This window comes from Streptomyces sp. NPDC052079, from assembly GCF_040680275.1.
GTDB lineage: Bacteria > Actinomycetota > Actinomycetes > Streptomycetales > Streptomycetaceae > Streptomyces.
Genome location: NZ_JBFAWL010000005.1, coordinates 287,122 through 308,736, shown reverse-complemented (window position 1 = coordinate 308,736; position 21,615 = coordinate 287,122). Strand labels below are relative to the sequence as shown.

At 70.6% G+C, this 21,615-nt stretch carries 18 protein-coding genes and 2 pseudogenes; 5 read left to right on the top strand and 15 right to left on the bottom strand.

Going from position 1 to position 21,615, the window contains the following annotated elements:
- Positions 1-6: 6 nt before the first annotated feature.
- Entirely contained in the window at positions 7-1,212 is a 1,206-nt protein-coding gene (locus AB0L56_RS12305; RefSeq protein ID WP_365422035.1) for a glycoside hydrolase family 64 protein, read from the bottom strand.
- 206 nt (positions 1,213-1,418) lie between these two features.
- The gene (ppk2, locus tag AB0L56_RS12300; RefSeq protein ID WP_365422107.1) at positions 1,419-2,390 is read right to left on the bottom strand and encodes a polyphosphate kinase 2; all 972 of its coding nucleotides are present in this window, start codon (positions 2,388-2,390) and stop codon (positions 1,419-1,421) included.
- 251 nt (positions 2,391-2,641) lie between these two features.
- On the opposite strand from ppk2, the gene AB0L56_RS12295 reads away from it, so the two are divergent.
- Entirely contained in the window at positions 2,642-3,436 is a 795-nt protein-coding gene (locus tag AB0L56_RS12295) for an SDR family oxidoreductase (RefSeq protein ID WP_365422032.1), read from the top strand.
- Between the two features lie 49 nt (positions 3,437-3,485).
- Here the strand turns inward: AB0L56_RS12295 and AB0L56_RS12290 are convergent, their stop codons facing one another.
- The 5 genes from AB0L56_RS12290 to AB0L56_RS12270 form a co-directional block, all read right to left on the bottom strand.
- Positions 3,486-4,949, bottom strand: a complete 1,464-nt coding sequence (locus AB0L56_RS12290) for a cellulase family glycosylhydrolase (RefSeq protein ID WP_365422029.1) — start codon at positions 4,947-4,949, stop codon at positions 3,486-3,488.
- A 118-nt stretch (positions 4,950-5,067) separates the two neighbouring features.
- Positions 5,068-5,835: a sulfite exporter TauE/SafE family protein gene (locus AB0L56_RS12285; RefSeq protein ID WP_365422026.1), complete on the bottom strand. Its 768-nt coding sequence runs from the start codon at positions 5,833-5,835 to the stop codon at positions 5,068-5,070.
- A 183-nt stretch (positions 5,836-6,018) separates the two neighbouring features.
- Positions 6,019-7,638: a DEAD/DEAH box helicase gene (locus tag AB0L56_RS12280; protein ID WP_365422023.1), complete on the bottom strand. Its 1,620-nt coding sequence runs from the start codon at positions 7,636-7,638 to the stop codon at positions 6,019-6,021.
- Between the two features lie 416 nt (positions 7,639-8,054).
- On the bottom strand, positions 8,055-8,843 hold the full coding sequence (locus AB0L56_RS12275) for an SAM-dependent methyltransferase (protein ID WP_365422020.1): 789 nt from the start codon (positions 8,841-8,843) through the stop codon (positions 8,055-8,057).
- Between the two features lie 163 nt (positions 8,844-9,006).
- The gene (locus tag AB0L56_RS12270) at positions 9,007-10,626 is read right to left on the bottom strand and encodes a fucose isomerase (RefSeq protein ID WP_365422017.1); all 1,620 of its coding nucleotides are present in this window, start codon (positions 10,624-10,626) and stop codon (positions 9,007-9,009) included.
- 53 nt (positions 10,627-10,679) lie between these two features.
- Between AB0L56_RS12270 and AB0L56_RS12265 the strand changes: the two genes are divergently transcribed.
- Positions 10,680-11,543: a carbohydrate ABC transporter permease gene (locus AB0L56_RS12265; protein ID WP_365422014.1), complete on the top strand. Its 864-nt coding sequence runs from the start codon at positions 10,680-10,682 to the stop codon at positions 11,541-11,543.
- A 63-nt stretch (positions 11,544-11,606) separates the two neighbouring features.
- Here the strand turns inward: AB0L56_RS12265 and AB0L56_RS12260 are convergent, their stop codons facing one another.
- Positions 11,607-12,620 carry a LacI family DNA-binding transcriptional regulator gene (locus AB0L56_RS12260; RefSeq protein ID WP_365422011.1) on the bottom strand — a complete coding sequence of 338 codons (1,014 nt, stop codon included), beginning with the start codon at positions 12,618-12,620 and terminating at the stop codon, positions 11,607-11,609.
- A 190-nt stretch (positions 12,621-12,810) separates the two neighbouring features.
- On the opposite strand from AB0L56_RS12260, the gene AB0L56_RS12255 reads away from it, so the two are divergent.
- Positions 12,811-13,263 (top strand): phospholipase, encoded by a 453-nt coding sequence (locus AB0L56_RS12255; RefSeq protein ID WP_365422009.1) that lies wholly within the window; start codon positions 12,811-12,813, stop codon positions 13,261-13,263.
- 93 nt (positions 13,264-13,356) lie between these two features.
- On the opposite strand, the gene AB0L56_RS12250 is transcribed toward AB0L56_RS12255, so the two are convergent.
- Both AB0L56_RS12250 and msrA read right to left on the bottom strand, forming a co-directional pair.
- Positions 13,357-13,581 carry a hypothetical protein gene (locus AB0L56_RS12250; RefSeq protein WP_365422006.1) on the bottom strand — a complete coding sequence of 75 codons (225 nt, stop codon included), beginning with the start codon at positions 13,579-13,581 and terminating at the stop codon, positions 13,357-13,359.
- A gap of 47 nt (positions 13,582-13,628) precedes the next feature.
- On the bottom strand, positions 13,629-14,141 hold the full coding sequence (gene msrA / locus AB0L56_RS12245; RefSeq protein WP_361025486.1) for a peptide-methionine (S)-S-oxide reductase MsrA: 513 nt from the start codon (positions 14,139-14,141) through the stop codon (positions 13,629-13,631).
- Positions 14,142-14,258: 117 nt separating this feature from the next.
- Between msrA and AB0L56_RS12240 the strand changes: the two genes are divergently transcribed.
- Positions 14,259-15,203: a phosphotransferase gene (locus AB0L56_RS12240; RefSeq protein WP_365422003.1), complete on the top strand. Its 945-nt coding sequence runs from the start codon at positions 14,259-14,261 to the stop codon at positions 15,201-15,203.
- A gap of 131 nt (positions 15,204-15,334) precedes the next feature.
- Here AB0L56_RS12240 and AB0L56_RS12235 read toward each other — a convergent pair whose 3' ends face one another.
- The 4 genes and pseudogenes from AB0L56_RS12235 to AB0L56_RS12220 form a co-directional block, all read right to left on the bottom strand.
- Complete coding sequence (locus AB0L56_RS12235) at positions 15,335-15,778, bottom strand: ATP-binding protein (protein WP_361025480.1); 444 nt, start codon at positions 15,776-15,778, stop codon at positions 15,335-15,337.
- 90 nt (positions 15,779-15,868) lie between these two features.
- Positions 15,869-16,804, bottom strand: a pseudogene (locus AB0L56_RS12230) (prolyl oligopeptidase family serine peptidase); the annotation flags it as partial.
- A gap of 111 nt (positions 16,805-16,915) precedes the next feature.
- Positions 16,916-17,254 (bottom strand): annotated as a pseudogene (locus AB0L56_RS12225) (asparagine synthase-related protein); the annotation flags it as partial.
- A gap of 7 nt (positions 17,255-17,261) precedes the next feature.
- Entirely contained in the window at positions 17,262-18,464 is a 1,203-nt protein-coding gene (locus AB0L56_RS12220) for a glutamate--cysteine ligase (protein ID WP_365421999.1), read from the bottom strand.
- Between the two features lie 463 nt (positions 18,465-18,927).
- Here AB0L56_RS12220 and htpG point away from each other — a divergent pair, with 463 nt between their 5' ends.
- On the top strand, positions 18,928-20,826 hold the full coding sequence (htpG, locus tag AB0L56_RS12215) for a molecular chaperone HtpG (protein WP_365421996.1): 1,899 nt from the start codon (positions 18,928-18,930) through the stop codon (positions 20,824-20,826).
- 23 nt (positions 20,827-20,849) lie between these two features.
- Here the strand turns inward: htpG and AB0L56_RS12210 are convergent, their stop codons facing one another.
- On the bottom strand, positions 20,850-21,380 hold the full coding sequence (locus tag AB0L56_RS12210) for a DUF2269 domain-containing protein (protein WP_361025469.1): 531 nt from the start codon (positions 21,378-21,380) through the stop codon (positions 20,850-20,852).
- Positions 21,381-21,615 lie beyond the last annotated feature (235 nt).

Genomic DNA, 21,615 nt, shown 5'->3' with positions numbered 1-21,615 from the left:
GTGCGGTCAGTTGAACGGGTCGAGCGTCAGGGACGCCTGGCGCGGGTTGCCGTCGTGGACGAGCGACTCGTGGTGACCGACGTCGTCGAAGGCGAAGCCGTAAGCCTTCCCGTCCGCCATGTGCGCGTGGATGATCCGCGAGTAGTGGTTGGTGACGGGGTCCTGGTAGAAGCCGGCCGCGCTGGAGTCGGGCTGGTTGGGGTTGGTGAGGAGCGTCGTGCGGTGGAATGCCGCGCACAGGGTGCGCGAGATCGGTCCGCGCACCTGGTCGTTCGGCGCGTCGAGCTTGCGGTGGCAGCCGAAGATGGAGGAGGCGTCCGGTTTCTGGAAGCTGGTGACGACGGCGCCCGAGCCGTTGGTGAAGTTCATGACGCCGCCGGAGACCCGTCCGAAGTACTTGACGTCGGGCCGGTCACCGAAGGGCGTGACGGTGATTGTGGAGCCGGAGTACTTCTGCCAGACACGGTTGACGTAGTCGTCGAGGATCGACGCCGGCAGGGCGCCCGTCTCCACCCCGTACAGCGGGGACAGAGCGCGCAGCACGGTGCCGTCGGACCGGGTCTGGATCAGGTTGGCCCAGCCTCCCGGCTGTGCCCTCAGGGCGTTGAACACCCCGTTGTAGCCACCGGGCTTGAGCCGCCCGGCGGTCGCCGTGCTGCCGTCGCCCCGCTGCACTCCCACCGAGTAGGGCGCCGAGAACATGTCGACCTGGGTGCTGTTGAGCCACAGGCCGTCGTTGTTGAGCGTGTACTCCGACCAGTTGAACAGGATGTTCCGGTTGGGGTCCGTCGGGTTCTGCACGGCGGGCTGCACCAGTCCGCCGGTGGTCAGCTTGAACACCATCTTCTGCCCATAGGAGAAGTAGATGCGGCCGGAGGACTTCGGGACGCGGATGGTCATGGTCTGCCCCGCGGCCGGGCCCGGTATCGAGGCGTCGGGGGCGGGCGTGGGCGGGTTGCCGCCCGCGGGCCAGGGGTGGAACGTGCCGTTCGCGTCGGCCCAGCCCTGCCGGCCGGTCGACAGCTGGGTGCCGAGGTTGTAGACGTACACCTGGTCGCCGCGGCCCGAGTTGTTGGTGATCGTCATGGGGATGGTGTCGGGGACCGCGGCCTGGGCGGGGGACGGCACTCCGGCGGCGAGCAGCGAGCCGCCGAGCACCGTGGCGATGCTCAGCCCCGCCGCCAGGCACCGGCGTTTGAGTGTGCGCAGCATGCTCCTTCTCCGTTCAACAGTGGCCGGGAAGTGTTCTGAGAGCGCTCTCAGAGCGTCCCGTCCTGGTATGGACCTGTCAATGGTTTGGGAGCTTCTGGTTCCGGATTCACTCAACTCAGCGGCTGTCAGGCCTCGTTGCGCCGCACACCTCCCCGCGCGGAGGTGTGGGGTTTCGGCGAGGTGTCACTGCCGGTGCGGTGGCCGGGTCAGTTTCCCGGGTGGCTGCCGGGTCCGTGGCCGGGGCCTGCCAGGGGGGTCGGTGAGAGGACCTCGGGTTCCTCCCCGGGCTCCAGCAGAGTGTCCGCCGCGCCGACGATCAGCGGGTCCGGCTTGCCCAGCGCCCCGTGGTCCTTGGCCGGGTAGTCGCAGCGGTCGAGGAGGCTGCGCATGGCCTCCAGCCGGCCCCGGCGCTTGTCGTTGTTCTTCACGACCGTCCACGGCGCGTGGGGCGTGTCCGTGGCCCGGAACATCTCGACCTTGGCCTGGGTGTAGTCGTCCCAGAGGTCGAGGGAGGCGAGGTCCATCGGCGACAGTTTCCAGCGCCGCACCGGATCGACCTGGCGGATCGCGAACCGGGTCCGCTGCTCGGCCCGGGAGACGGAAAACCAGAACTTCACCAGCACGATGCCGTCGTCGGTGAGCAGCCGTTCGAACATCGGCGTCTGTTCGAGGAACTTGTGATACTCCTCATCGGTGCAGAAACCCATGACCCGCTCGACTCCGGCGCGGTTGTACCAGGAGCGGTCGAAGAAGACGATCTCGCCGCGGCCGGGCAGATGGCCGACGTAGCGCTGGAAGTACCACTGCCCGGCCTCGCGCTCGGTCGGCTTCTCCAGGGCCACGACGCGGGCGCCGCGGGGGTTCAGCCGTTCCGTGAACCGCTGGATGGTGCCACCCTTGCCCGCCGCGTCCCTCCCCTCGCAGACGACCACGATCCGCTGACCGGTGTCCTTCACCCACCGCTGCATCTTCAGCAGCTCGATCTGCAGGACACGCTTGGTCCGCTCGTACTCCCCCCGGCGGATCTTCCGGTCGTAGGGGTGGTTCTCCCGCCAGGTCTCGATCGGGTTGCCGTCCCCGTCGAGGAGCACGGGCCGCTCCGGACGCCGGTCGTCCACCTCCAGGCCATGGAGCAGATCGTTTCCGGTCGTGTCCGATGGCGCCGCGTCGGCTTCCATACCGCCTCGCGGCGTGTCCGAGTGCTCGGCCGTCACGTGGTCTCCCGTCTCGATGTGCGCTGCGCTCTGCCGTCAGGGTGCCGTCTGCCCCGCGGAGCCGTGTCCTAGCAGAATCGTATGCCTCCCGGGGGATTTGCGGTGTTTCGACCAGTAAATTCCAGGGCAACGGCGGGCCCGGACGGGTACCGTGCCGCGGGCAACCGGTTCGCGGGCGCGCGGCCCGACGCATCCAGGCAGAGGGGACGCACGACGTGCAGATCGATCTGAAGGGCCGTACAGCGCTGGTCACCGGTTCCACCCAGGGCATCGGTGCGGCGATCGTGACCGGGCTCGCGCGGTCGGGCGCCCGGGTCGCCGTGAACGGGCGCTCCGCCGACCGTGTACGGGAGGCCGGCGCCGCCGTCGAGCGGGAGGTGCCCGGCGCCGATGTGGTGCCGGTCGCCGCGGACGTGACCACCGAGGCCGGCGCGGAGAAGGTCGCCGAGACGCTGTCGCGGGTTGACATCCTCGTCAACAACCTCGGTATCTTCGGCGCCGCCGACCCGCTGGAGATCACCGATGCGGAGTGGCGCCGCTACTTCGAGGTCAACGTCCTGGCCGCCGTCCGGCTGACGCGGCTGTTCCTGCCGGGGATGACCGAGCGCGGCTGGGGGCGCGTGCAGTACATCGCCAGCGACTCGGCGATCGTCACGCCCGCCGAGATGATCCACTACGGGATGTCCAAGACCGCGCTGCTCGCCGTGAGCCGGGGGTTCGCCAAGCAGGCCGCCGGCACGGGGGTGACGGTGAACTCGGTCGTCGCCGGGCCCACCCACACCCGCGGGGTGGAGGACTTCGTCTACGAACTGGTGGACCGGGACCTCCCCTGGGACGAGGCGCAGCGCGTCTTCATGCGCGAGCACCGCCCGCAGTCGCTGCTGCAGCGGCTGATCGAGCCGGAGGAGATCGCCAACATGGTCGTCTACCTCAGTTCCGACCAGGCCTCCGCCACGACCGGAGGGGCGCTGCGGGTGGACGGAGGCTACGTCGACTCGATCCTGCCCTGAGGAGCACGAGCGGGTCCGCCGGCGGGCGGGGCGTGCGCCGCGTGACGCCTCAGTCGGTGGCGAAGCTGTCCGGGGTCCTGATGCGGTCGCGGATCCAGACGCCGGCGGGCTTCAGCGAGGACGTGCCGATCCAGGGGCCGTTGTCCGCGCAGGTGCCGGGGTGGAAGACGGCGCCGGAACGGTGGTCGTCGGAGAAGTTCCAGTTGACCCAGCTGATCTTCTTGTCCGCCATCAGGTCCAGGTAGCGCTGGGACATGCCGAAGTCGTTGGCGCCTTCACCGGCGTAGTTCTGCGTGCCGAACTCGGTGACGAACAGGGGGATGCGGTCCGCGGCGCGCGCGAGGGCCGCCAGGTACGCGCCCCGGTGCGAGCCGGCGTAGAAGTGGAAGGTGTACATGATGTTGGAGGCGTTGACCGGGTTGTTCACGACCTCCGACTCGTCGGCCCCCGCCGAGACGCCGAGCGAGGACCAGGCGCGGGTGCCGACCAGGACGGGGGCGTCGGCGTCGATGTCGCGGATCACCGGGATGATCCGCTCCGCGTAGCTCTTGATCCGCGACCAGCTCACGCCGTTGGGCTCGTTCGCGATCTCGTAGAGGATGTTCTCGCGGCCCTTGTTGCGCTGGGCGATGTCGGTGAAGAACTTCCGCGCATGGTGCAGGTTGGCCATCGGGTCGCCGGGGTCGAGGATGTGCCAGTCCACGATCACGTACATGCCACGCTCGCTCGCCTGCTCGATCAGGGAGTCGGCCAGGGCGGTGAAGTGCGCGGGATCGGTCTCGTAGCCGCCCTCCTGCACATAGGTGGAGACGCGCAGGACGTCCGCCCTCCAGTCCTCGGCCAGGGCGTCGAGCGATCCGTCGGTCAGGCACTGGGGGTACCACTGGGTGCCGTGGGTGCTCATGCCGCGCAGCTGCACCGGGTTGCCGTGCTCGTTGCAGAGCTTGGTGCCGCACACCTCGAGCTGTCCGTTGACGTCCACCGGGGTGCCGGACGCCGATGGGTCGGTGGGCGGGTCGGTCGGTGCGGTGGGGCCTCCTTCGCAGGGCAGGCCGTTGATGGTGCAGTTCTTGGGCAGTCCGGTGCCGACGGCGATGAAGCCGAAGCCCTGCCGACCGCCGGGGGCGACGGTGGCGTTGTAGGAGACGTTGGTGAAGCGGAAGTGCTGTCCCTGCTGAGTCTTGGTGGCGGACCAGTGGCTGCGGACCGTCGTTCCGGCGGGCAGGTCGAACTCGACGGTCCAGCCGTCCGCCGGGATGTCGCCGCCGTTGGTGATCGATACGTCGACGAGGTATCCCGTGTGCCACGCCGTCGTACGGGTGATCTGTGCCGTGAGCCGGGCGTCCGCCGCTCGGGTCCGCGCGGTGACGGCGTCCGCGCCGTCGGGTGCGGGCGGGGCGGGCGCGGCGGGTGCCGCGGGGGCGGTGGTCAGGGTGAGGAGGAGGGCACTGGCGAGGGCCGCGGCGGCTGCGGCGGCCGCGGCTGGGCGTAGCTGGAGACGTGCCGGTGTCATGGGGGGCTCCGTCCCGGGAACCTGATTAGGAAAGTTTCCTAACTTGAAGGAACCAGAACCGGCCTTGCACTGCAAGGTGCACGACAAGCATCCCGGGCGGCGCCTACGACCGGCCCGGTCAGCGGAGCAGCAACTGGACGAGGGCGACGGATCCGATTACCACGATGAGGGAACGCAGCACCACGGGGCTGAACCTGCGGCCCGTCATGGCCCCGAGCTGGCCGCCCAGGGCGGAGCCCGCCGCGATGAGCGCGACGGCCGTCCAGTCGAATTCGGCGACGAAGAGGAAGAAGGTCGCGGCGACCGTGTTGACGATCGCGACGAGCACGTTCTTGACGGCGTTGAGGCGTTGCAGGGGCTCGTCGAGGACCAGGCCCATCAGCGACATGTAGATGATGCCCTGGGCGGCGGCGAAGTAGCCGCCGTAGACACTGGCCAGGGTGAGGCCGGTGAACAGCGGCCATCCGCCGTCCCGCCGGGCGGGGCGTCCCTGCGGCCGGCGACGGTCGCGCATCTTCCTGCTGATCAAGGGCTGCAGTGCGACGAGGACCAAGGCGAGCCCCACCAGGATCGGCACGATGGTTTCGAACGCCTCTACGGGCAGGGTCAGCAGAAGCGTGGCGCCGGCGATCCCGCCCAGGGCCGAGCCGACGCCGAGCCGGCGAACGCGGCGGGCCTGGCCGGCCAGCTCGCGCCGGTAGCCGATGGCTCCGCTGATGGCGCCGGGGATCAGGCCGAGGGCGTTGGAGACCGTCGCGGTGAGGGGTGACAGGCCGGTCGCGAGCAGGACGGGGAAGGTGACCAGGGTTCCCGAACCGACGACCGCGTTGATGGCACCCGCGCCGACGCCCGCCGCGAAGACGCCGAGCATCTCCACCGGCGTCATGCCGCGGCTCCGGTCGCGTCATCGCCGCCCGGGGACGCGGAAGGGCGGCCGGGAGCAGGGGAAACGTTCATGGGAGGACGCTAGCCCGTGGACCCTTCGGCGGTTGCCGAAGGGTCCACGTCCTGCGTCCTGCTCGTTCCCGTCACGCCGCTGTGCGGGCGGTGAGGAGCCGCGATGCCGTGCCTAGGCGGCGCGGTCCGTCGCGGGCTTCGACCGAGGCCTGCGGCGCGGTGCCTCACCGGAGCGCCGCACCTCCGGGGAGCGGTCCTGTGCGGGCCGCTCCCCGGAGGTGCGGCCGCGCTGTGCGGTACCGCCCTCCGCGGTGGAGGTCTGCGCGTCGCGCCCCTGCTTCGCGCGGCCCCGGGAGTTGCGGCCCCGGCCACGGGACGAGGAGGCGGCACGACGGGGGCGTTCCACGACCGGCGCCGCGATGACCACCGGAACGCCCGAGGGGGCCTGGGCGCCCGTGATGCGGCTCAGCTCCGCGTCACCCGACCGCACCTCGGTGATGCGCGGGGTGATGCCCGCCTGTGCCATCAGCCGGCTGATGTCGCGCCGCTGGTCGCGGGTCACCAGGGTGATGACGCTGCCGGACTCGCCGGCGCGGGCGGTGCGTCCGCCGCGGTGCAGATAGTCCTTGGGGTCGCTGGGCGGATCGACGTTGACGACCAGGTCGAGATTGTCGACGTGGATGCCCCGCGCCGCGACGTTCGTCGCGACCAGCACCGTCACCGCCCCGTCCTTGAACTGGGTGAGGGTCCGGGTGCGCTGGGGCTGCGACTTGCCGCCGTGCAGGGCCGCCGCGCGCACGCCGTTGTTCAGCAGGTGCTTGGTCAGCCGGTCCACCGCGTGCTTGGTGTCCAGGAACATGATCACCCGGCCGTCCCGCGCCGCGATCTCGGTCGTCGTACGACGCTTGTCCGTGTCGTCGATGTGGAGCACGTGGTGTTCCATCGTCGTGACCGCGCCGGCGGACGGGTCGACGGAGTGGACCACGGGGTCGGTGAGGTAGCGCCGTACGAGCTGGTCGACGTTTCGGTCGAGCGTGGCCGAGAAAAGCAGCCGCTGTCCGTCGGCCCGCACCTGGTCCAGCAGCTTGGTGACCTGCGGCAGGAAGCCCATGTCGGCCATCTGGTCGGCCTCGTCGAGGACGGTCACGGTGACCTCGTCCAGGACGCAGTCCCCACGGTCGATGAGATCCTTGAGCCGCCCGGGCGTCGCGACGACGACCTCCGCGCCGGCCCGCAGGGCACTGGCCTGCTTGCCGATGGACAGCCCGCCGACCACGGTCGCCAGCCGCAGCCGCACCGAGCGGGCGTACGGCGTCAGCGCGTCGGTGACCTGGCCTGCCAGCTCGCGGGTGGGAACGAGAACGAGGGCGAGCGGACGCCGGGGCTCGGCGCGACGGCCCGCGGTGCGGGCCAGCAGCGCCAGGCCGAAGGCGAGGGTCTTGCCCGAACCGGTACGGCCCCGGCCGAGCACATCACGGCCGGCCAGGGAGTTCGGCAGGGTGGCCGCCTGGATGGGGAACGGTACGGTGACGCCTTCCCGGCCGAGGGTGGCCAGGATCTCCCCCGGCAGGGCGAGTTCGTCGAAGGCCTCCACGACGGGAAGCGCGGGGGTGGTGGTCACCGGGAGGGCGAACTCCCCCGTCACCGGGGTGCGGCGGCTCGCGGAGCCCTTGGAACGCCGCGGCGCACCGACGCGATCGGCTGGGGCGCCCCTGCGGCCACCGCCCTTAGCGATTCCCTGAGCGCCGGAGCGGACGCGGGCCGTTCGATTGTTGGCGCGTGCCTGTGTCAAGTGGAACCTTCCTTGATGTGGCACGTATCAAGGAATGTCCGCCGCAGTGGTACAACGCAGGGAATTGCAAGAACGAGCCGGAAAATGAAGTGGTCACGTCGGCTGTGCCGCCCGGTTCACCCGGTTCATGAGACGAGACCCCTGAGAAAACAACGAACCGGAGCCCGCACCGTCTGGTGCCGACCCCAGTTGCGACGTAGACGTCGGTATGGCGTAGGGGCGGTTCTGCCGACCCTGCGGCTTTTTCGATTACCACGGCTACAACCGAGATCGACAGTAGCACGGCGCGATCGGGCCCGTACAGGTGGTCGTGTGTGGGCTGCGCCGCGCCCGCGGTCGGGAGCAGGGGGCTGCGTCCCAGGACCGCGGGCGCCCGTTGGGTCGGCCGTTCGGTGGGGGTGGTGGCGCGGGCGTTGTCAGCCCAGACGGGCCACCCCGGCGTAGATGGCGCTCTCCTCGGGCTCCGGCGCGGGAGTCGACCGGAACCACTCCGTTGCCGTCACCAGACCGGGCTCGACCAGGTCCAGGCCCTCGAAGAAGCGGGCGACGCCCTCGCGGGTGCGGAAACCCAGGCGGATGCCCGCCCTGGCGTACTCGGCGGTGACCTGCTCGGCCAGCTCCGGCAGACGGTCGGACGAGGCGTGCGACAGCACCAGGTAGCTTCCGGACGGGAGCGCGGAGAGCAGCTCGCCGACGATGCCGTGGGCATCCTGGTCGTCAGGGATGAAGTGCATGAGCGCGATCAGGGACAGGGCGATCGGGCGGTCGAAGTCGAGCACCCTGCGCGCGTGCTCGATGATCTCCCCGGGGCGGCGGACATCGGCCTGGATGTAGTCGGTGACGCCTTCCGGGCTGCTGACCAGCAGCGCCTCGGCGTGCCGCAGCACGATCGGGTCGTTGTCCGTGTAGACGACCTTCGCGTGGGGGACCACGCCCTGGACGATCTGGTGCAGGTTCGGCTCGGTGGGGATGCCCGTGCCTATGTCGAGGAACTGGTCGATGCCCTGGCCCGCGAGCCAGGCCGCGGCCCGGTTCATGAACTGACGGTTCTGCCGGGCCCCGATGTGCGCCTCGCGCGGCAGCTTCTCCCCCACCGCCTCGTCCACCGGATAGTTGTCCTTGCCGCCCAGCAACCAGTCGTAGACCCGTGCCGGATGCGCCTTGCTGGTGTCGATCTGCGGAGGTTCGGGGGTGTTCACCGACATGAGGGGCTCCGTCCCACGGCTGGTTCACGGTCGCTGTTGATCATCAGTCTCGCACATCAACTCGCTTCGGATGGGGCGTATTTGCTCGGGACCGGCGGATGCGCTCGTGGGGATTCGTTCGGTGGTCCGCCCGCCGCGGTTACGGGCGGCGGGCGGACGTGTATTACAGCGGCACGTCTCCGCACAGGTGGGCCTCGACGCCCAGTTCGGCGAAGAGCGCGGCCTTGGCGCGCAGTGCCTTGTCGGCGGTTTCCGCGTCGGGGGCGTAGGCGACGTTGAGGTGGTTGGCGCGGTGGCGGGCCATGAACTGGTCGCGGGTGACGCCGTGCAGGACCGCGTGCATGATCGGCCACTGGTGGTTGGTGGCGTCGAGCCTGCGCCGCGTCTCCTCCTCCGGCAGCTCGACGGCGCTCGCCCGGCCGAGGTCGACGTGGAGCCGGCCGTCCATCAGGAACACGCGCGACCAGACGATTTCGCCGGGCTTGGAGACACCGCTGAGGGTGCCGCCGCCGAGGGGGAAGAACATCGGGGGCTGGCGCATGCTGTACGACTTGTCGTAGCCGCCGTTGTGGGAGGCGGGCACCGAGCCGGAGATCTCGAAGACCCAGACGAACCGGCCCTCGTACTCCTCGCCCCAGCGGATGTCGTGCAGCGTGGTGGCCGGGTCCAGGCCCATCGCCGTCCAGATCCGGTTGGTGACGAGGGAGTCGACGGCGACGCCCTCGTCGACCTCGTTGAAGTGCGGCAGGGGCGCGCCCGGGTACAACTCCCGGGCGCCGTCGCGGCTGCGTACGGGCGGACGCTGCGCGTTGTTCAGCAGGCCCTCGGCGAGATCGCTGGCCGGGACGGTGTCCGTCAGACCCTGCTGGTACTGGATGCCGACCGCGTCGAGCCCGAAGTCGTCGGAGATGCGCAGCGCGGCTATGTACATCTTGAACTGGCTGAGCAGCTGGGCGTCGGTGAGTTCGGTGGCCTCGTCGGTGCCGGTGTGGAACGTCATACCGACGTCGTCCAGCCAGGCGCGGACGGCTTGGGCCTCGTCGTCGGAGACCTTGTTCATCTCGGCGACGAGGGCGCTCTGCGAGAGGCGTTCCTTGTAGATGCCGAGGGGGTTGAGGAGTTCGTCGTCGATGATGGCGTTGTACATGCCCATGCAGCCCTCGTCGAAGACGCCGATGATCGCCTTCTCCTCGCGGAGTTGCCGGGCGAGGGCGGTGCCGAGTTCGGTCTCCGCGTCCTTCGGCAGCGGCGGGAGGGGGCGTACGTGGCTGCTGTCGTGGGTGAGTTCGCCCGTCTCCAGCCAGGTGCGCAGTCCGTCGCGGGCCCAGGTGTCGGTGAAGTCGGGGCTCCACAGGACCGAGTAGTCGCGGCCGGCCTTGGTGAGGCTGCCGGCCAGGTTCAGCAGGCCGACCAGGCCCGGGAATTCGCCGCTCCAGTTGGCGACGACCAGGATCGGGCCCTCGTGGTCGCGCAGGCCGGCGAGGACGTGGTGGCTGTACTGCCAGACGGCCTCCACGACGATCAGCGGGGCGTTCCTGGGCAGGGTCTTGAAGACCTCGATGCCGGCGCGCTGGCTGTCGATGAAGCCGTGGCCCTTGGACTCGTCGACGGGGTGGCCGCGGCGGACCGTCCAGCCGAGGTCGGCGAGGGCGGCCGCGAGGTCGTTCTCCAGCTTCTCCTGGGTTGGCCAGCAGGTGGTGTTGGCGGCGGGGCGGAGGTCGCCGCTGGCCACGGTGTAGACGGTGTTCGGCCCGGCGGCCGGCGGATTCCTGGTGCTGATCATGGTCGTCGTCTCCGCGGTCATCTTCAAGTTCACCAGGGGCGGGAGGTTCGACGATGGCGAGTGACACCATGGCGACTCAGGTCACCACCACACCGGCCGGCCGGCGCGGTCCGTTCTCCTCCCGCACGGGACTGACGGTTCTCGCCGTCGTCGTGACACTGATCAGCGTCCTGCCCGTGCTGTGGATGCTCACGTCGTCCTTCAAGACGCGGGAGACCGTCACCGACGGCAAGCTGATCCCCACGGACTTCACCTTCGACAACTTCGTGTACGTCTTCACGGAGGTGCCGTTCGCCCGTTATCTGTGGAACAGCTTCTTCATCTCCGCGGTGATCACCGTGGTGGCGCTGTTCTTCCACTCGATGGCCGCATACGCGCTGGCCCGGCTCCGCTTCCCGGGCCGCGACAAGCTGTTCGGCGCGATCTTCGCGACCCTCCTGGTGACGGCGCCCGTGGTGCTGATCCCGCTGTTCCTGGTCGTGCGCGAGCTCGGCATGCTGGACAGCTACGCCGGTCTGATCATCCCGTCGATCTTCAACGCCTTCGGCATCTTCCTGCTGCGCCAGTTCTATCTGGGGCTGCCGAAGGAACTCGAGGAGGCCGCGGTGATCGACGGCTGCGGTCACTGGCAGGTGTACTGGAGCATCGTGCTGCCGATGTCCCGGCCGATCCTCTCGGCACTGGCCATCTTCTTCTTCCTGGCCAACTGGAACGCCTTCGTCTGGCCCCTGGTCGTCACCAGCGACCAGGACCTGACGGTGGTCCAGCTCGGCATCGCCTCGTTCCAGTCGCAGTACAGCTCCAACTGGAACTACATCCTGGCGGCGGCGACGATCGCCGCGCTCCCGATGCTGATCCTGTTCTTCATCTTCCAGCGGCAGATCGTGGAGTCCGTCAAGACGTCCGGGCTGAAGTAGTCCCGGTAGTACACGTGAGCGCCGCCCCGGTCAAGGACCGGGGCGGCGCCGTTTGTGCAGGGGTCAGACTCCGCGCGGGCCGGCCGTGCTCTCCCGGATCTGCAGGGTGGTGCGCAGCACCACCGTCTGGAGCGGGGAGGTGTTGTTGCCCTCCATGCGCTGGAGAAGCAGTTCGGCGGCGGTGCGGCCGAGTTCGTAGGAGGGCAGTTCTACGGCGGTCAGGGAGGGCCGGACCAGGGAGGCCCAGGGGACGTCGCCGAAGGACAGGACGCCGACGTCCGGCGGCGTGCGGCCGACCTCCCCGAGAGCGTCCAGGACACCGATGGTCATGAGGTTGTTGGCGACGAACACCGCGTCCGGCGGTTCGGGCAGGGCCAGCAGTTCGCGCATCGCGGTGCGGCCGCCGTCGACCCGGAAGTCGGCGTGCCGGACATACGTCTCCCCGGACGCGACGGTGTCATCGGGTGCGGAGTTCAGCGCGGCGCGGTAGCCCGCCAGACGCTCTTCGGAGGTCGAGGCGCCGGCGGGGCCGGTGATGCAGGCGATCCTGCGGTAGCCGGCCTGGAGCAGATGGCGCGTGGCCACCTCGCCGCCGTGCCGGTCGTCCACGCTCACGGCGTCCACCTCGGCGTCGCGGGGCCGCCGGTCGACCGCGACCACGGGCACCTTCCGTGCGGTCAGCGGTCCGAGGTCCGTCTCCTCCCGGGAGGCCGCCGCCACGATCACGCCGGCCATCTGCTCACCGAGGGCGACCTCGAGGTAGCGCCGCTCCTTGTCGGTGTCCTCGTCCGAGTTGCACAGGACGACCGACAGGCTGGTGCGCTGGGCGGCGTCCTCAACCCCCCGGGCGAGGGAGGTGAAGAACGGGTTCTCGATGTCCGGGATGATCAGGGCGATCACGCTGGACCGCTGCTTGCGCAGCGACCGGGCGACCCGGTTGGGCGCGAAGCCGAGCGCCGCGGCCGCCTCCTGTACGGACTGGACGCGTGCCGGTGTGACATTGCCGCCGTTGAAGACGCGCGAGACCGTGGCCGGGGATACTCCCGCGGCTCGCGCCACGTCATGGATCGTCACCACCTGTGTACGCACCTTTCACCGTGTAGGACTCCACTCTACCTTGCGCCTGAAAAGGATTTCATCCCTCAACCGGCGGCTCCGGGCCGGGTTGAGCGCGGTAGTTGCGGTGTAAACCACCCACGCCGATGGGCATGTACTTGTCATGAACCTGCGGCCCGGTGGTCGGGCCGCAGTCTCGTGGAGGTGTGGGATGCACCGAAGACTCGCCACCGCACTCGCCGCCCCGACTCTGGCCCTCGTCAGTGTCCTGGGTACCGCCACCGCCGCCGACGCCGTACCCGCCGACAAGCCCCAGGTCCTGGCGAGCTGGACGCAGACCAGCTCGTCGAGCCACAACTCCTGGGTCGCCGCCCGGGCCAACCAATCGGCCTGGGCCGCCTACCAGTTCGACTGGTCCACCGACTACTGCTCCTCGTCCCCCGACAACCCGTTCGGTTTCCCGTTCTCGACCGCTTGCGCCCGCCATGACTTCGGCTACCGCAACTACAAGGCCGCGGGCTCCTTCAGCGCCAACAAGGGACGGCTCGACAGCGCCTTCTACGAAGACCTCAAACGCGTCTGCGCCGGCTACGGCGGGGCCACGAAGACCGCCTGCAACAGCACCGCGTGGACGTACTACCAGGCGGTCAAGGCCCTCGGCTGAACCCTTCAACGAGGGGTGATCGGGTCGCGGCCGACGGTGCGCACGACCCCGATCGCTTCCCCTGAGGGTGACGGCATCCGTCCCGCGCCGGAGTCAGAACAACTGCCCCTGCTCGGCAGGGGCGTTCCGGCGCGGGGCGCGGCGCGGGCCGGGGCGACGTGCCGGGGTCTCCTCGCCGAACAGCGGCTCGGTGCCGTACTCGTCCGGCTCGGCCGGCACCACGACGGGACCGGTGCCCACGTTGAGGCACAGCGGGGCCTCGCAGTCGAAGTCCCCGGGCGTCATGTCCGTCCAGTCGCGTTCCCGACGCTCACTCACCGACGCTCCGCTCCCCGTCCATCCGGCCAGGTTATCGCGGGCGGTTGTCAGGCCTGGGCGCGCTTGGGCAGCCGCCAGCCGGGGCGGACGAAGTGGCAGGTGTAGCCGTCCGGGTAGCGCTGGAGGTAGTCCTGGTGCTCCGGCTCCGCCTCCCAGAAGGGCCCGGCCGGCGCGACCTCGGTCACCACCTCGCCCGGCCACAGCCCGGACGCGTTGACATCGGCGATCGTGTCCTCGGCGATGCGCTTCTGCTCGTCGTCGAGGTAAAAGATCGCGGAGCGGTAGCTCATGCCGATGTCGTTGCCCTGCCGGTTCCTCGTGGTCGGGTCGTGGATCTGGAAGAAGTACTCCAGGATCGTGCGGTAGTCGGTGACGGCCGGGTCGTAGGTGATCTCGATCGACTCGGCGTGGGTGCCGTGGTTGCGGTAGGTGGCGTTGGGCACGTCACCGCCGCTGTACCCGACCCGCGTCGTCAGCACGCCCGGGAACGTGCGGATGAGCTCCTGCATGCCCCAGAAACAGCCGCCCGCGAGCAGCGCCCTCTCCTCGGTCCTCGTCATCTCGTCTCGCCCTTCTCCCAGATGTCCTGCGACGTTCTTCAGTGAGAACCCCGCCGCGCACACCATTGTTCCGGCCGCGCCCGCACCGGCGGACGGCGGGCTGGCTAATCTGCCCGCATGCTGAGCGACACGCGGACCTGGGTGGAGAAGCAACTGTCGGCGGGCGAGCGCATCGAGGAGGTGGTGCCGCTGCGCGGGGGCTGGACTTCGCAGATACGCCGGCTGGATATCCGCGGGCCCGGGAAGCGGCGTTCGCTGGTGCTGCGCTCGTTCGTCGAGCCGTTCTTCGTGCGGCATGCGGAGGGGCTGCTGGGCCGGGAGGCGGCGGTGCTGTCCCTGCTCGGGGGGACCGATGTGCCCGCCGCCGCGCTTGTCGCGGTGGACGCGACGGCGCGGCACTGCGACCACCCCTCCCTGCTGATGTCCCTGCTGTCCGGGACGGTCCGGGTGGATGACGAGGGCGCCGGGGAACGTGCCGAACTGCTCGCCCGCCAGCTGCTGCGGGTCCACCGCGTCGAGGTCACCGCGCGGACCCGGCCCCGCGCCTACCAGGCGTGGACCGCTCCCGAGCGGGTGCGCCCGCCCGAGGACACCCGGCGGCCGGAACTGTGGCGGCACGCCGTCGACGTCATCCGCCGGGAGCCGCCGGACCACCGGGCGTGCTTCCTGCACCGGGACTTCCACCCCGGCAACGTGCTCTTCGCCGACGATGGCACGGACGGCGGCACCGGGCTCCGGATCAGCGGGGTCGTCGACTGGGTGGAGACCTCCTGGGGGCCCGCTGATCTGGACGTGGCCCACTGCGCCACGGCCCTCGCGCTGCTGCACGGGGTCGCCGAGGGGATGGCCTTCGCCGACCGTTATGTCGCGGCGGGCGGGAGCACGGCCGAGGATCCCGCAGCGCACCTCTACTGGCGGCTGCTCGATGCCCTGGCCTACGCCCCGGACGCGGAGAAGTTCGCCGTCCCCTGGCGGGAGCTGGGCCGCACCGATCTCACGGCCCCGGTCCTCGCGGGCCGACTGGAGGAGTACGTCGGGACCCTTCTCGAGCGGTACGGCTGAGGACGCCAAGTGTCGTGGCCGGTTTCCCTGGCTGCCTCCGCCCGGGGGTGCGACAAGGTCATCCGGACGGAACAGCTGCTGCGGGACGGCGGCGGGGCGGGCGGTGAGGGCGGTCAGCCGCGCCGCGGGGCTCAGGCGAAGAGGGAGATGCGGGCCGTGATGCTCTTGCCGGCCGGCTCCTGCCGTACGTCCAGGGCCTGGGCGACGGCCATGACAATCTCGAGTCCGTGCTGGCCGACCCGGCCGGGATCCGCGTCCCGGGGCATCGGCGCCGCGGGGTTGCCGTCGTGGACGATGACCTCGACGGCGTCGTCGGCGAGCCGCAGGTCCAGCCCGACGGGGCCCGGCGCGTACTTCCGGGCGTTGGTGACCAGTTCGCTGACCACGAGCTGGGTGACCTCCACGGCGCGCGTGGACACCGGCAGGCCGTCCTCCGCCCGCACCCGGCTCAGGAACGCGGCCGCGAGGTGGCGTGCCTGCGCGATCCAGGCACCCTCGTCGTCCAGGGCGTAGGACGCCCGCCGCCCCAGTGCCCCTGGCACCGCGTCCCCTTCGCCGACAGCTCCTGGTTCCATCCGGTCCGCCTTCACTCACCGATCACACCGCGCGACTACCCGCATCGCTCCCCCGCACGCCACTGAAGTGTGACAGGTACCTCCGACACCTCAGCCGGCCAGGTGCCGCTCCATCCAGTCGGCAGCGGTCCGGCGGAACAGACGGCGGTTGTCGGCGCGGCGGAAGTCGTGGCCCTCGTGGCGCAGCAGCAGCAGTTCGGCCTCCACCCCGCGTTCCCCGGCGGCCCGGACGAACTGCTCGGACTCGCCCGGGGCACGTTGGTGTCGTGCTCCCCGTGCACGGCGAGGATCGGGGCCCGCAGCGCGTCGACGCGGCTCATCGGCGACAGTTCCCGCAGCAGTTCCCGGTCGTGTTCCGGGTGCCCGTACTTGTGGGCGGCGGACTGCGCGATCCAGGGTTCGGTGCCGGCGAAGAAGGTGGCGAAGTCCGATATGCCGCACACCGCGACACCGGTGCGGAACAGGTCGAGGTGCCACACCAGCGACGCCATCACCAGATAGCCGCCGTAGGAGCGGCCCATCACGGCGATCCGCCGGGTCCGCCAGGCCGCGCACCATCACGTGCGCGGCGCAGTCCGCGACGTCGTTGATCGCGCCGAAGCGTCCCCTGCCCAGGTCCGCGTCGCGGAAGGTGCGCCCGTACCCGGACGATCCGCGGACGTCGGGCGCGAACACATCCAGTCCCCTGCCGAGGAGTTCGAGGTAGAGCGGTTCGAGCACCGGGCGTTCCTGTTCCCCGGGGCCGCCGTGCAGGTGCAGGACGCAGGGTGCCGGTTCGCCGGGCGAGCGGCCCGGGGCCCGGTAGTACCAGCCGCCGAGGGTGAGTCCGTCGCGGGCCACGGGGCTCATGGGCATAGGTCGCACGGGTGTGCGGCCCGTCCGGAGGATGTCCTCGTCGCCTGAGGACCAGGGGGTGCGCAGGGGTTGTCCGTGCGGCAGCCACCACACGCCGGGGTAACGCTGTGATCCGGACAGGGCGACCACGGGGGCGTCGGGGTCGGCGGTGGGGGCGATGCGCGTGACCACTGTGGACGGCCGGGGGCGGCACGTCGTACGGCGTGGAGGTGTCGGCGAGCGGCAGCGGCTCCGGGGAGGGCAGCTCCCGGGTGGCGGCGTCGGTCCGGGTCTCCATGCCGGTCAGCGGATCCCGTGTGTCTGCAGCCAGGTCTCCAGCAGCGCCATCTGCCACAGGGTGTTCGCTCCTCGACTGGTGCGGTGGGCGTTGGGTGCGTCGAGCAGTGCGGCGACGCGGTCCTCGCGGAAGACGCCGCGGGCCCTGGCCTCTGGGGCGGCCAGGGTCTCGCGGACGCGCTGGAGGACGGGCCCGGCCATGTGCTTGATCGCCGGGACGGGGAAGTAGCCCTTGGGCCGGTCGACGACCTGGCGCGGCAGGACCCGGCGGGCGGCGGCCTTGAGGACGCCCTTGCCGCCGTCCGTGAGCTTCAGCTCGGGCGGGCAGGCGGCGGCCAGTTCGACGTCCGGGTCAGCCGGGCGTGCCCGGTGTCGTGGCCGAGGGGACGTGGGCCGGGGTCGGGGCCTCGGCCGCACCGGGCGGGTCTGACGGATGTCGGTGACGGCGGCGGGCGGTGCTGGGGGCGAGGCGGTCGCCGCGGGTCTCGGCGGCCAGCATGTCGATGCCGGCGAGCAGGTCCTCGTCCCGTGCGGACCGGCGGAGCCGGTGTGCGGCGCTGCCCGTCGCGAGGGCCTCGTCGAGAAGCGTGCGCACGGTGGTGAAGTCGCCGTGTGCCTCCAGGGCGGGGCGCAGCCGGTGCAGCATGCCGCGCAGCACCGTGGGTGCCGGGGTGCCGCGGCGGGTGGCCGGGTCGACGAGCCGGCCCTCGAGGCCCGAGCGCGCGGCGCGCCAGCTGGCGGCGCGCAGCCACTCGTGGTGTCCGTCGCATTCCGGCTCCGCCCCGCGCTCCAGGCGGTCGAGGGCGTCGCGCACCAGCGCCCGGAACAGTCCGGCGACCAGCACCACGGTCTCGGCGCGCGGGCAGGCGTCGCAGATACGCAGTTCGAGCGTGCGCTGGTGTGCTGACGGCCGTACGTCGTGGTAGAGCATCCCGGCGTCGGTGATGACGCCGGAGTCGATCAGCTCCGCCATGGCGGCGTCGTACGCGGCGGCGCTCCGGTAGCAGCCGACGGGGCCCGCGGTCGGCCACCGCTGCCAGAGCATGGTGCGCCAGCTGGCGTACCCGGTGTCGGCTCCGAGCCAGAAGGGGGAACTGGCCGTCAGGGCCAGCAGGGGCGGCAGCCAGGGCGAGACCAGGCACATGGCGCGTACGGCGGTGTCCCGGTCGGGTACGTCGACGTGCACCTGGGCGCTGCAGATGAGCTGCTCGTCGGCCACCCGGCGGTAGTCGTCGGCCATGCGCCGGAAGCGGGGGTCGGCGGTGACCTGGTGGGAGGTGACGTGGGCCAGCGGAACGGTGCCGGCGGCGACGACGGCCAGGCCGAGGGAGGAGGCGACCGCGTCCAGCCGGCGGCGGGTCCGGGACAGGTCCGCGAAGAGGGCCTCCAGCGTGTCGTGGACCCGGCTGTTGCTCTCCACGGCCGACTGCTGCAGTTCACGGCGGAAGCCCGGTCCGCCGAGCCTGTCGAGCAGCGTGCCGGCGCGTGGCACGAGCCGTCCGCTCTCCACGTCCACGATATGGAACTCTTCCTCTGCTCCAATGCGCTCCGTCACCGCTGGTCCCCTTGCCCTCGCCGTGTGCCGTACCGCCGGGGCCCGGGGGCAGCGACGGTAATTCGGCCCATTCCGGGTGCCCAGCATGAGGTGAGGGCATTCGGGCTCGGAAGTCACTCCGGCCGCGTCGCGGGTGCGCCGCCGGTCCTGGCGGTTGTTCTTCAGTACGTCGGCGGCCGCGGCCTGGACGGTGAAGTCACGGGAGAGCAGTTTGAGCGCCTTCGTACGGGAGACGGCGCCGGCCAGTGGAACGCCTCCTCATCTCCGGCGTCGAGCCGAGCCTCCGCGCTCTGACGACGGTCTGCCGGGAGCTCGGCCCGTTCTGGACGCGGCCGCCACCGGAGCCGTCCGCGCACGTCCGAAAGGTGCCTCCGGTGCCACCGATGGGTGACGCTCTCTCATTTTCACTAGAGTGGGCCGGTCAGTATCCGGCTCTCACGGACCAATGAGGTAATCGCGAACCATGCCGACCGAAACGTTTGAGTTTCAGGTAGAGGCCCGTCAGCTGCTCCAGCTGATGATCCACTCGGTCTACTCGAACAAGGACGTCTTCCTCCGTGAGCTCGTCTCCAACGCCTCCGACGCGCTAGACAAGCTACGTCTGGCCGCGCTGCGGGACGACACGCTCGACGCCGACGTCTCCGACCTGCACATCGAGCTGGAAATCGACAAGGACGCCCGGACCCTCACCGTGCGGGACAACGGCATCGGCATGTCGTACGACGAGGTGGGCCGGCTCATCGGCACGATCGCCAACTCGGGCACCGCGGAGTTCCTGCGCGAGCTGAGGGAGGCCCAGGACACGGCCGGGGCCGAGGGGCTGATCGGCCAGTTCGGCGTCGGTTTCTACTCGGGCTTCATGGTCGCGGACGAGGTCACCCTGCTGACCCGGCACGCGGGCGAGCGGCAGGGCACCCGCTGGACGTCGCGCGGGGAGGGCACGTACACCCTGGAAACGGTCGACGACGCTCCGCAGGGCACTTCGGTCACGCTGCACCTCAAGCCGGCCGACCCCGACAACCAGCTGCACGACTACACCTCGGTGTGGAAGCTCAAGGAGATCGTCAAGCGCTACTCGGACTTCATCACCTGGCCGATCCGGCTGGTCGGTGAGACGAAGGACGACGGCGAGGCCGCGGAGCCGGAGACGCTGAACTCGATGAAGGCGCTCTGGGCGCGTTCCCGCGACGAGGTGTCCGAGGAGGAGTACCACGAGCTGTACAAGCACATCGGCCACGACTGGCGCGCACCGCTGGAGACCATCCAGTTGCAGGCCGAGGGCACCTTCGAGTACCAGGCCCTGCTGTTCCTCCCGTCGCACGCCCCGCACGACCTGTTCCAGCAGAACTACCGGCACGGGCTGCAGCTCTATGTGAAGCGTGTCTTCATCATGGAGGACTGCGAGGCGCTGCTGCCGTCGTATCTGCGCTTCGTCAAGGGTGTTGTCGACGCGCAGGACCTCTCGCTGAACGTGTCGCGCGAGATCCTCCAGCAGGACCGGCACATCCGGATGATGCAGCGCCGGCTGACCAAGAAGGTGCTGGCGTCGGTGAAGAGCATGATGACCGACGACGCCGAGCGGTACGCCACGTTCTGGCGGGAGTTCGGCGCCGTGCTGAAGGAGGGGCTGGTCACCGACGCCGACAACCGTGACGCCCTGCTCGCGGTGACGTCGTTCGCGTCCACGCGCGAGGACGACGGGACGGTCACGCTGGCGCAGTACGTGGAGCGGATGCCGGACGGCCAGGACGACATCTACTACATCACCGGTGAGTCGCGCGAGAGCATCGACAGCTCCCCGCACATGGAGGCGTTCCGGGAGCGGGGCATCGAGGTGCTGCTGCTCACCGACCCGGTCGACGAGGTGTGGGTCGACGCGGTGGGCGAGTACGAGGGCAAGCGGCTGCGGTCGATCGCCAAGGGCGAGATCGACCTTGATGCCCGTGAGGACGACCGGAGCGAGGAGGACCGGGAGGCGCAGGCCGAGGCGTACGCGGGTCTGCTGGGCTGGATGCGGGAGCGCCTGGAGGAGGACGTCAAGGAGGTGCGTCTGTCGACGCGGCTGACGGTGTCCCCGGCGTGCCTGGTGGCCGACGCGAACGCTCTCACGCCGGCGCTGGAGAACATGTACCGGGCTATGGGCCAGGAGGTGCCGCGCGCCAAGCGGATCCTCGAACTCAACCCGGATCACGCGCTGGTGAAGGGCCTCAACGAGGCGTACGGGGAGCGCGAGGACCGCTCGGAGCTCACCGACACCGCCGAACTGCTGTACTCGCTGGCCGTGCTGGCGGAGGGCGGCCGGCCGAAGGACCCGGCGCGCTTCGTCCGGCTGATGGCGGACCGGCTGGAGCGCACCCTGTGAGGTGACCGCGCGCCCGCCCGTGTTCAGACGCGGGCGGGCTCGTCGGGAGCCGGCCGCCGGGCGGCCGCCCGCAGGCGCCGGCCTCTGCGGGTGAGACCCCAGGGCTTGACGACCGAGATCACCGTCATGAAGACATAGGCGGTGAGGGAGACGACCGGCCCGATGAGGACGTCGCCGCCGTCGGGCAGGGCGTGCCCGGCGGACGCGGCCTCCGCGGCCGCGCTCACTCCCGGCCGCAGCGCGAACGCCGTGGCGGTGGTCGTGGCCAGGGTCAGCCAGAACTTCGTCCAGACCCAGCGGTGCCTGGCCAGACCCCAGGGCGTGCCGAGGGACAGCATGAGCCCGCTGAGGAGCGTCAGGAAGGCGATCGGCAGCAGGAGCCGGTCGGCGAAGAGCTTCATGGCCCGCACGGACGCCTCCACCATGGCCGGGTCTCCGGTGGTGTTCGCGGTGATGCCGAGTGCGAGCAGCCCGACCGTGAGTCCGAGCCAGCCGGCAGAGGCGACGACATGGGTGACAAGGTGGGCCCGGCGTGCGGGGCGGCTGAGTTTCACGCGACCCACGGTGCCGGGCCCGGGCGGCGCGGGCATCTGACGGCGGGAGCAACCCGGCGTACTGACGTCGGCGTACGTCGCGGGGGTCAGCGGTCGCGCAGCCGGCCCGCCTGTGCCACGGTGTGCCGGGCCGCGCCGGCCGGGGTGGCGGGATGACCGCGCACGAAGCGGCGTGCGGCCAGGGCGGGCTCCCGGGCCGTCCGGTACGCGGCCGGGCCCGCCCCGGCCGCACCAC

Bases quoted from the DNA above. Each gene is read 5' to 3' on its own strand.
- htpG (WP_365421996.1), top strand. From the start codon at position 18,928: ATGCCGACCGAAACGTTTGAGTTTCAGGTAGAGGCCCGTCAGCTGCTC.
- msrA (WP_361025486.1), bottom strand. From the start codon at position 14,141: ATGACGAGGACCGAGGAGAGGGCGCTGCTCGCGGGCGGCTGTTTCTGG.
- AB0L56_RS12270 (WP_365422017.1), bottom strand. From the start codon at position 10,626: ATGATCAGCACCAGGAATCCGCCGGCCGCCGGGCCGAACACCGTCTAC.
- AB0L56_RS12265 (WP_365422014.1), top strand. From the start codon at position 10,680: ATGGCGAGTGACACCATGGCGACTCAGGTCACCACCACACCGGCCGGC.
- ppk2 (WP_365422107.1), bottom strand. From the start codon at position 2,390: ATGGAAGCCGACGCGGCGCCATCGGACACGACCGGAAACGATCTGCTC.
- AB0L56_RS12285 (WP_365422026.1), bottom strand. From the start codon at position 5,835: ATGACGCCGGTGGAGATGCTCGGCGTCTTCGCGGCGGGCGTCGGCGCG.
- AB0L56_RS12290 (WP_365422029.1), bottom strand. From the start codon at position 4,949: ATGACACCGGCACGTCTCCAGCTACGCCCAGCCGCGGCCGCCGCAGCC.
- AB0L56_RS12235 (WP_361025480.1), bottom strand. From the start codon at position 15,778: ATGGAACCAGGAGCTGTCGGCGAAGGGGACGCGGTGCCAGGGGCACTG.
- AB0L56_RS12255 (WP_365422009.1), top strand. From the start codon at position 12,811: ATGCACCGAAGACTCGCCACCGCACTCGCCGCCCCGACTCTGGCCCTC.
- AB0L56_RS12240 (WP_365422003.1), top strand. From the start codon at position 14,259: ATGCTGAGCGACACGCGGACCTGGGTGGAGAAGCAACTGTCGGCGGGC.
- AB0L56_RS12305 (WP_365422035.1), bottom strand. From the start codon at position 1,212: ATGCTGCGCACACTCAAACGCCGGTGCCTGGCGGCGGGGCTGAGCATC.
- AB0L56_RS12275 (WP_365422020.1), bottom strand. From the start codon at position 8,843: ATGTCGGTGAACACCCCCGAACCTCCGCAGATCGACACCAGCAAGGCG.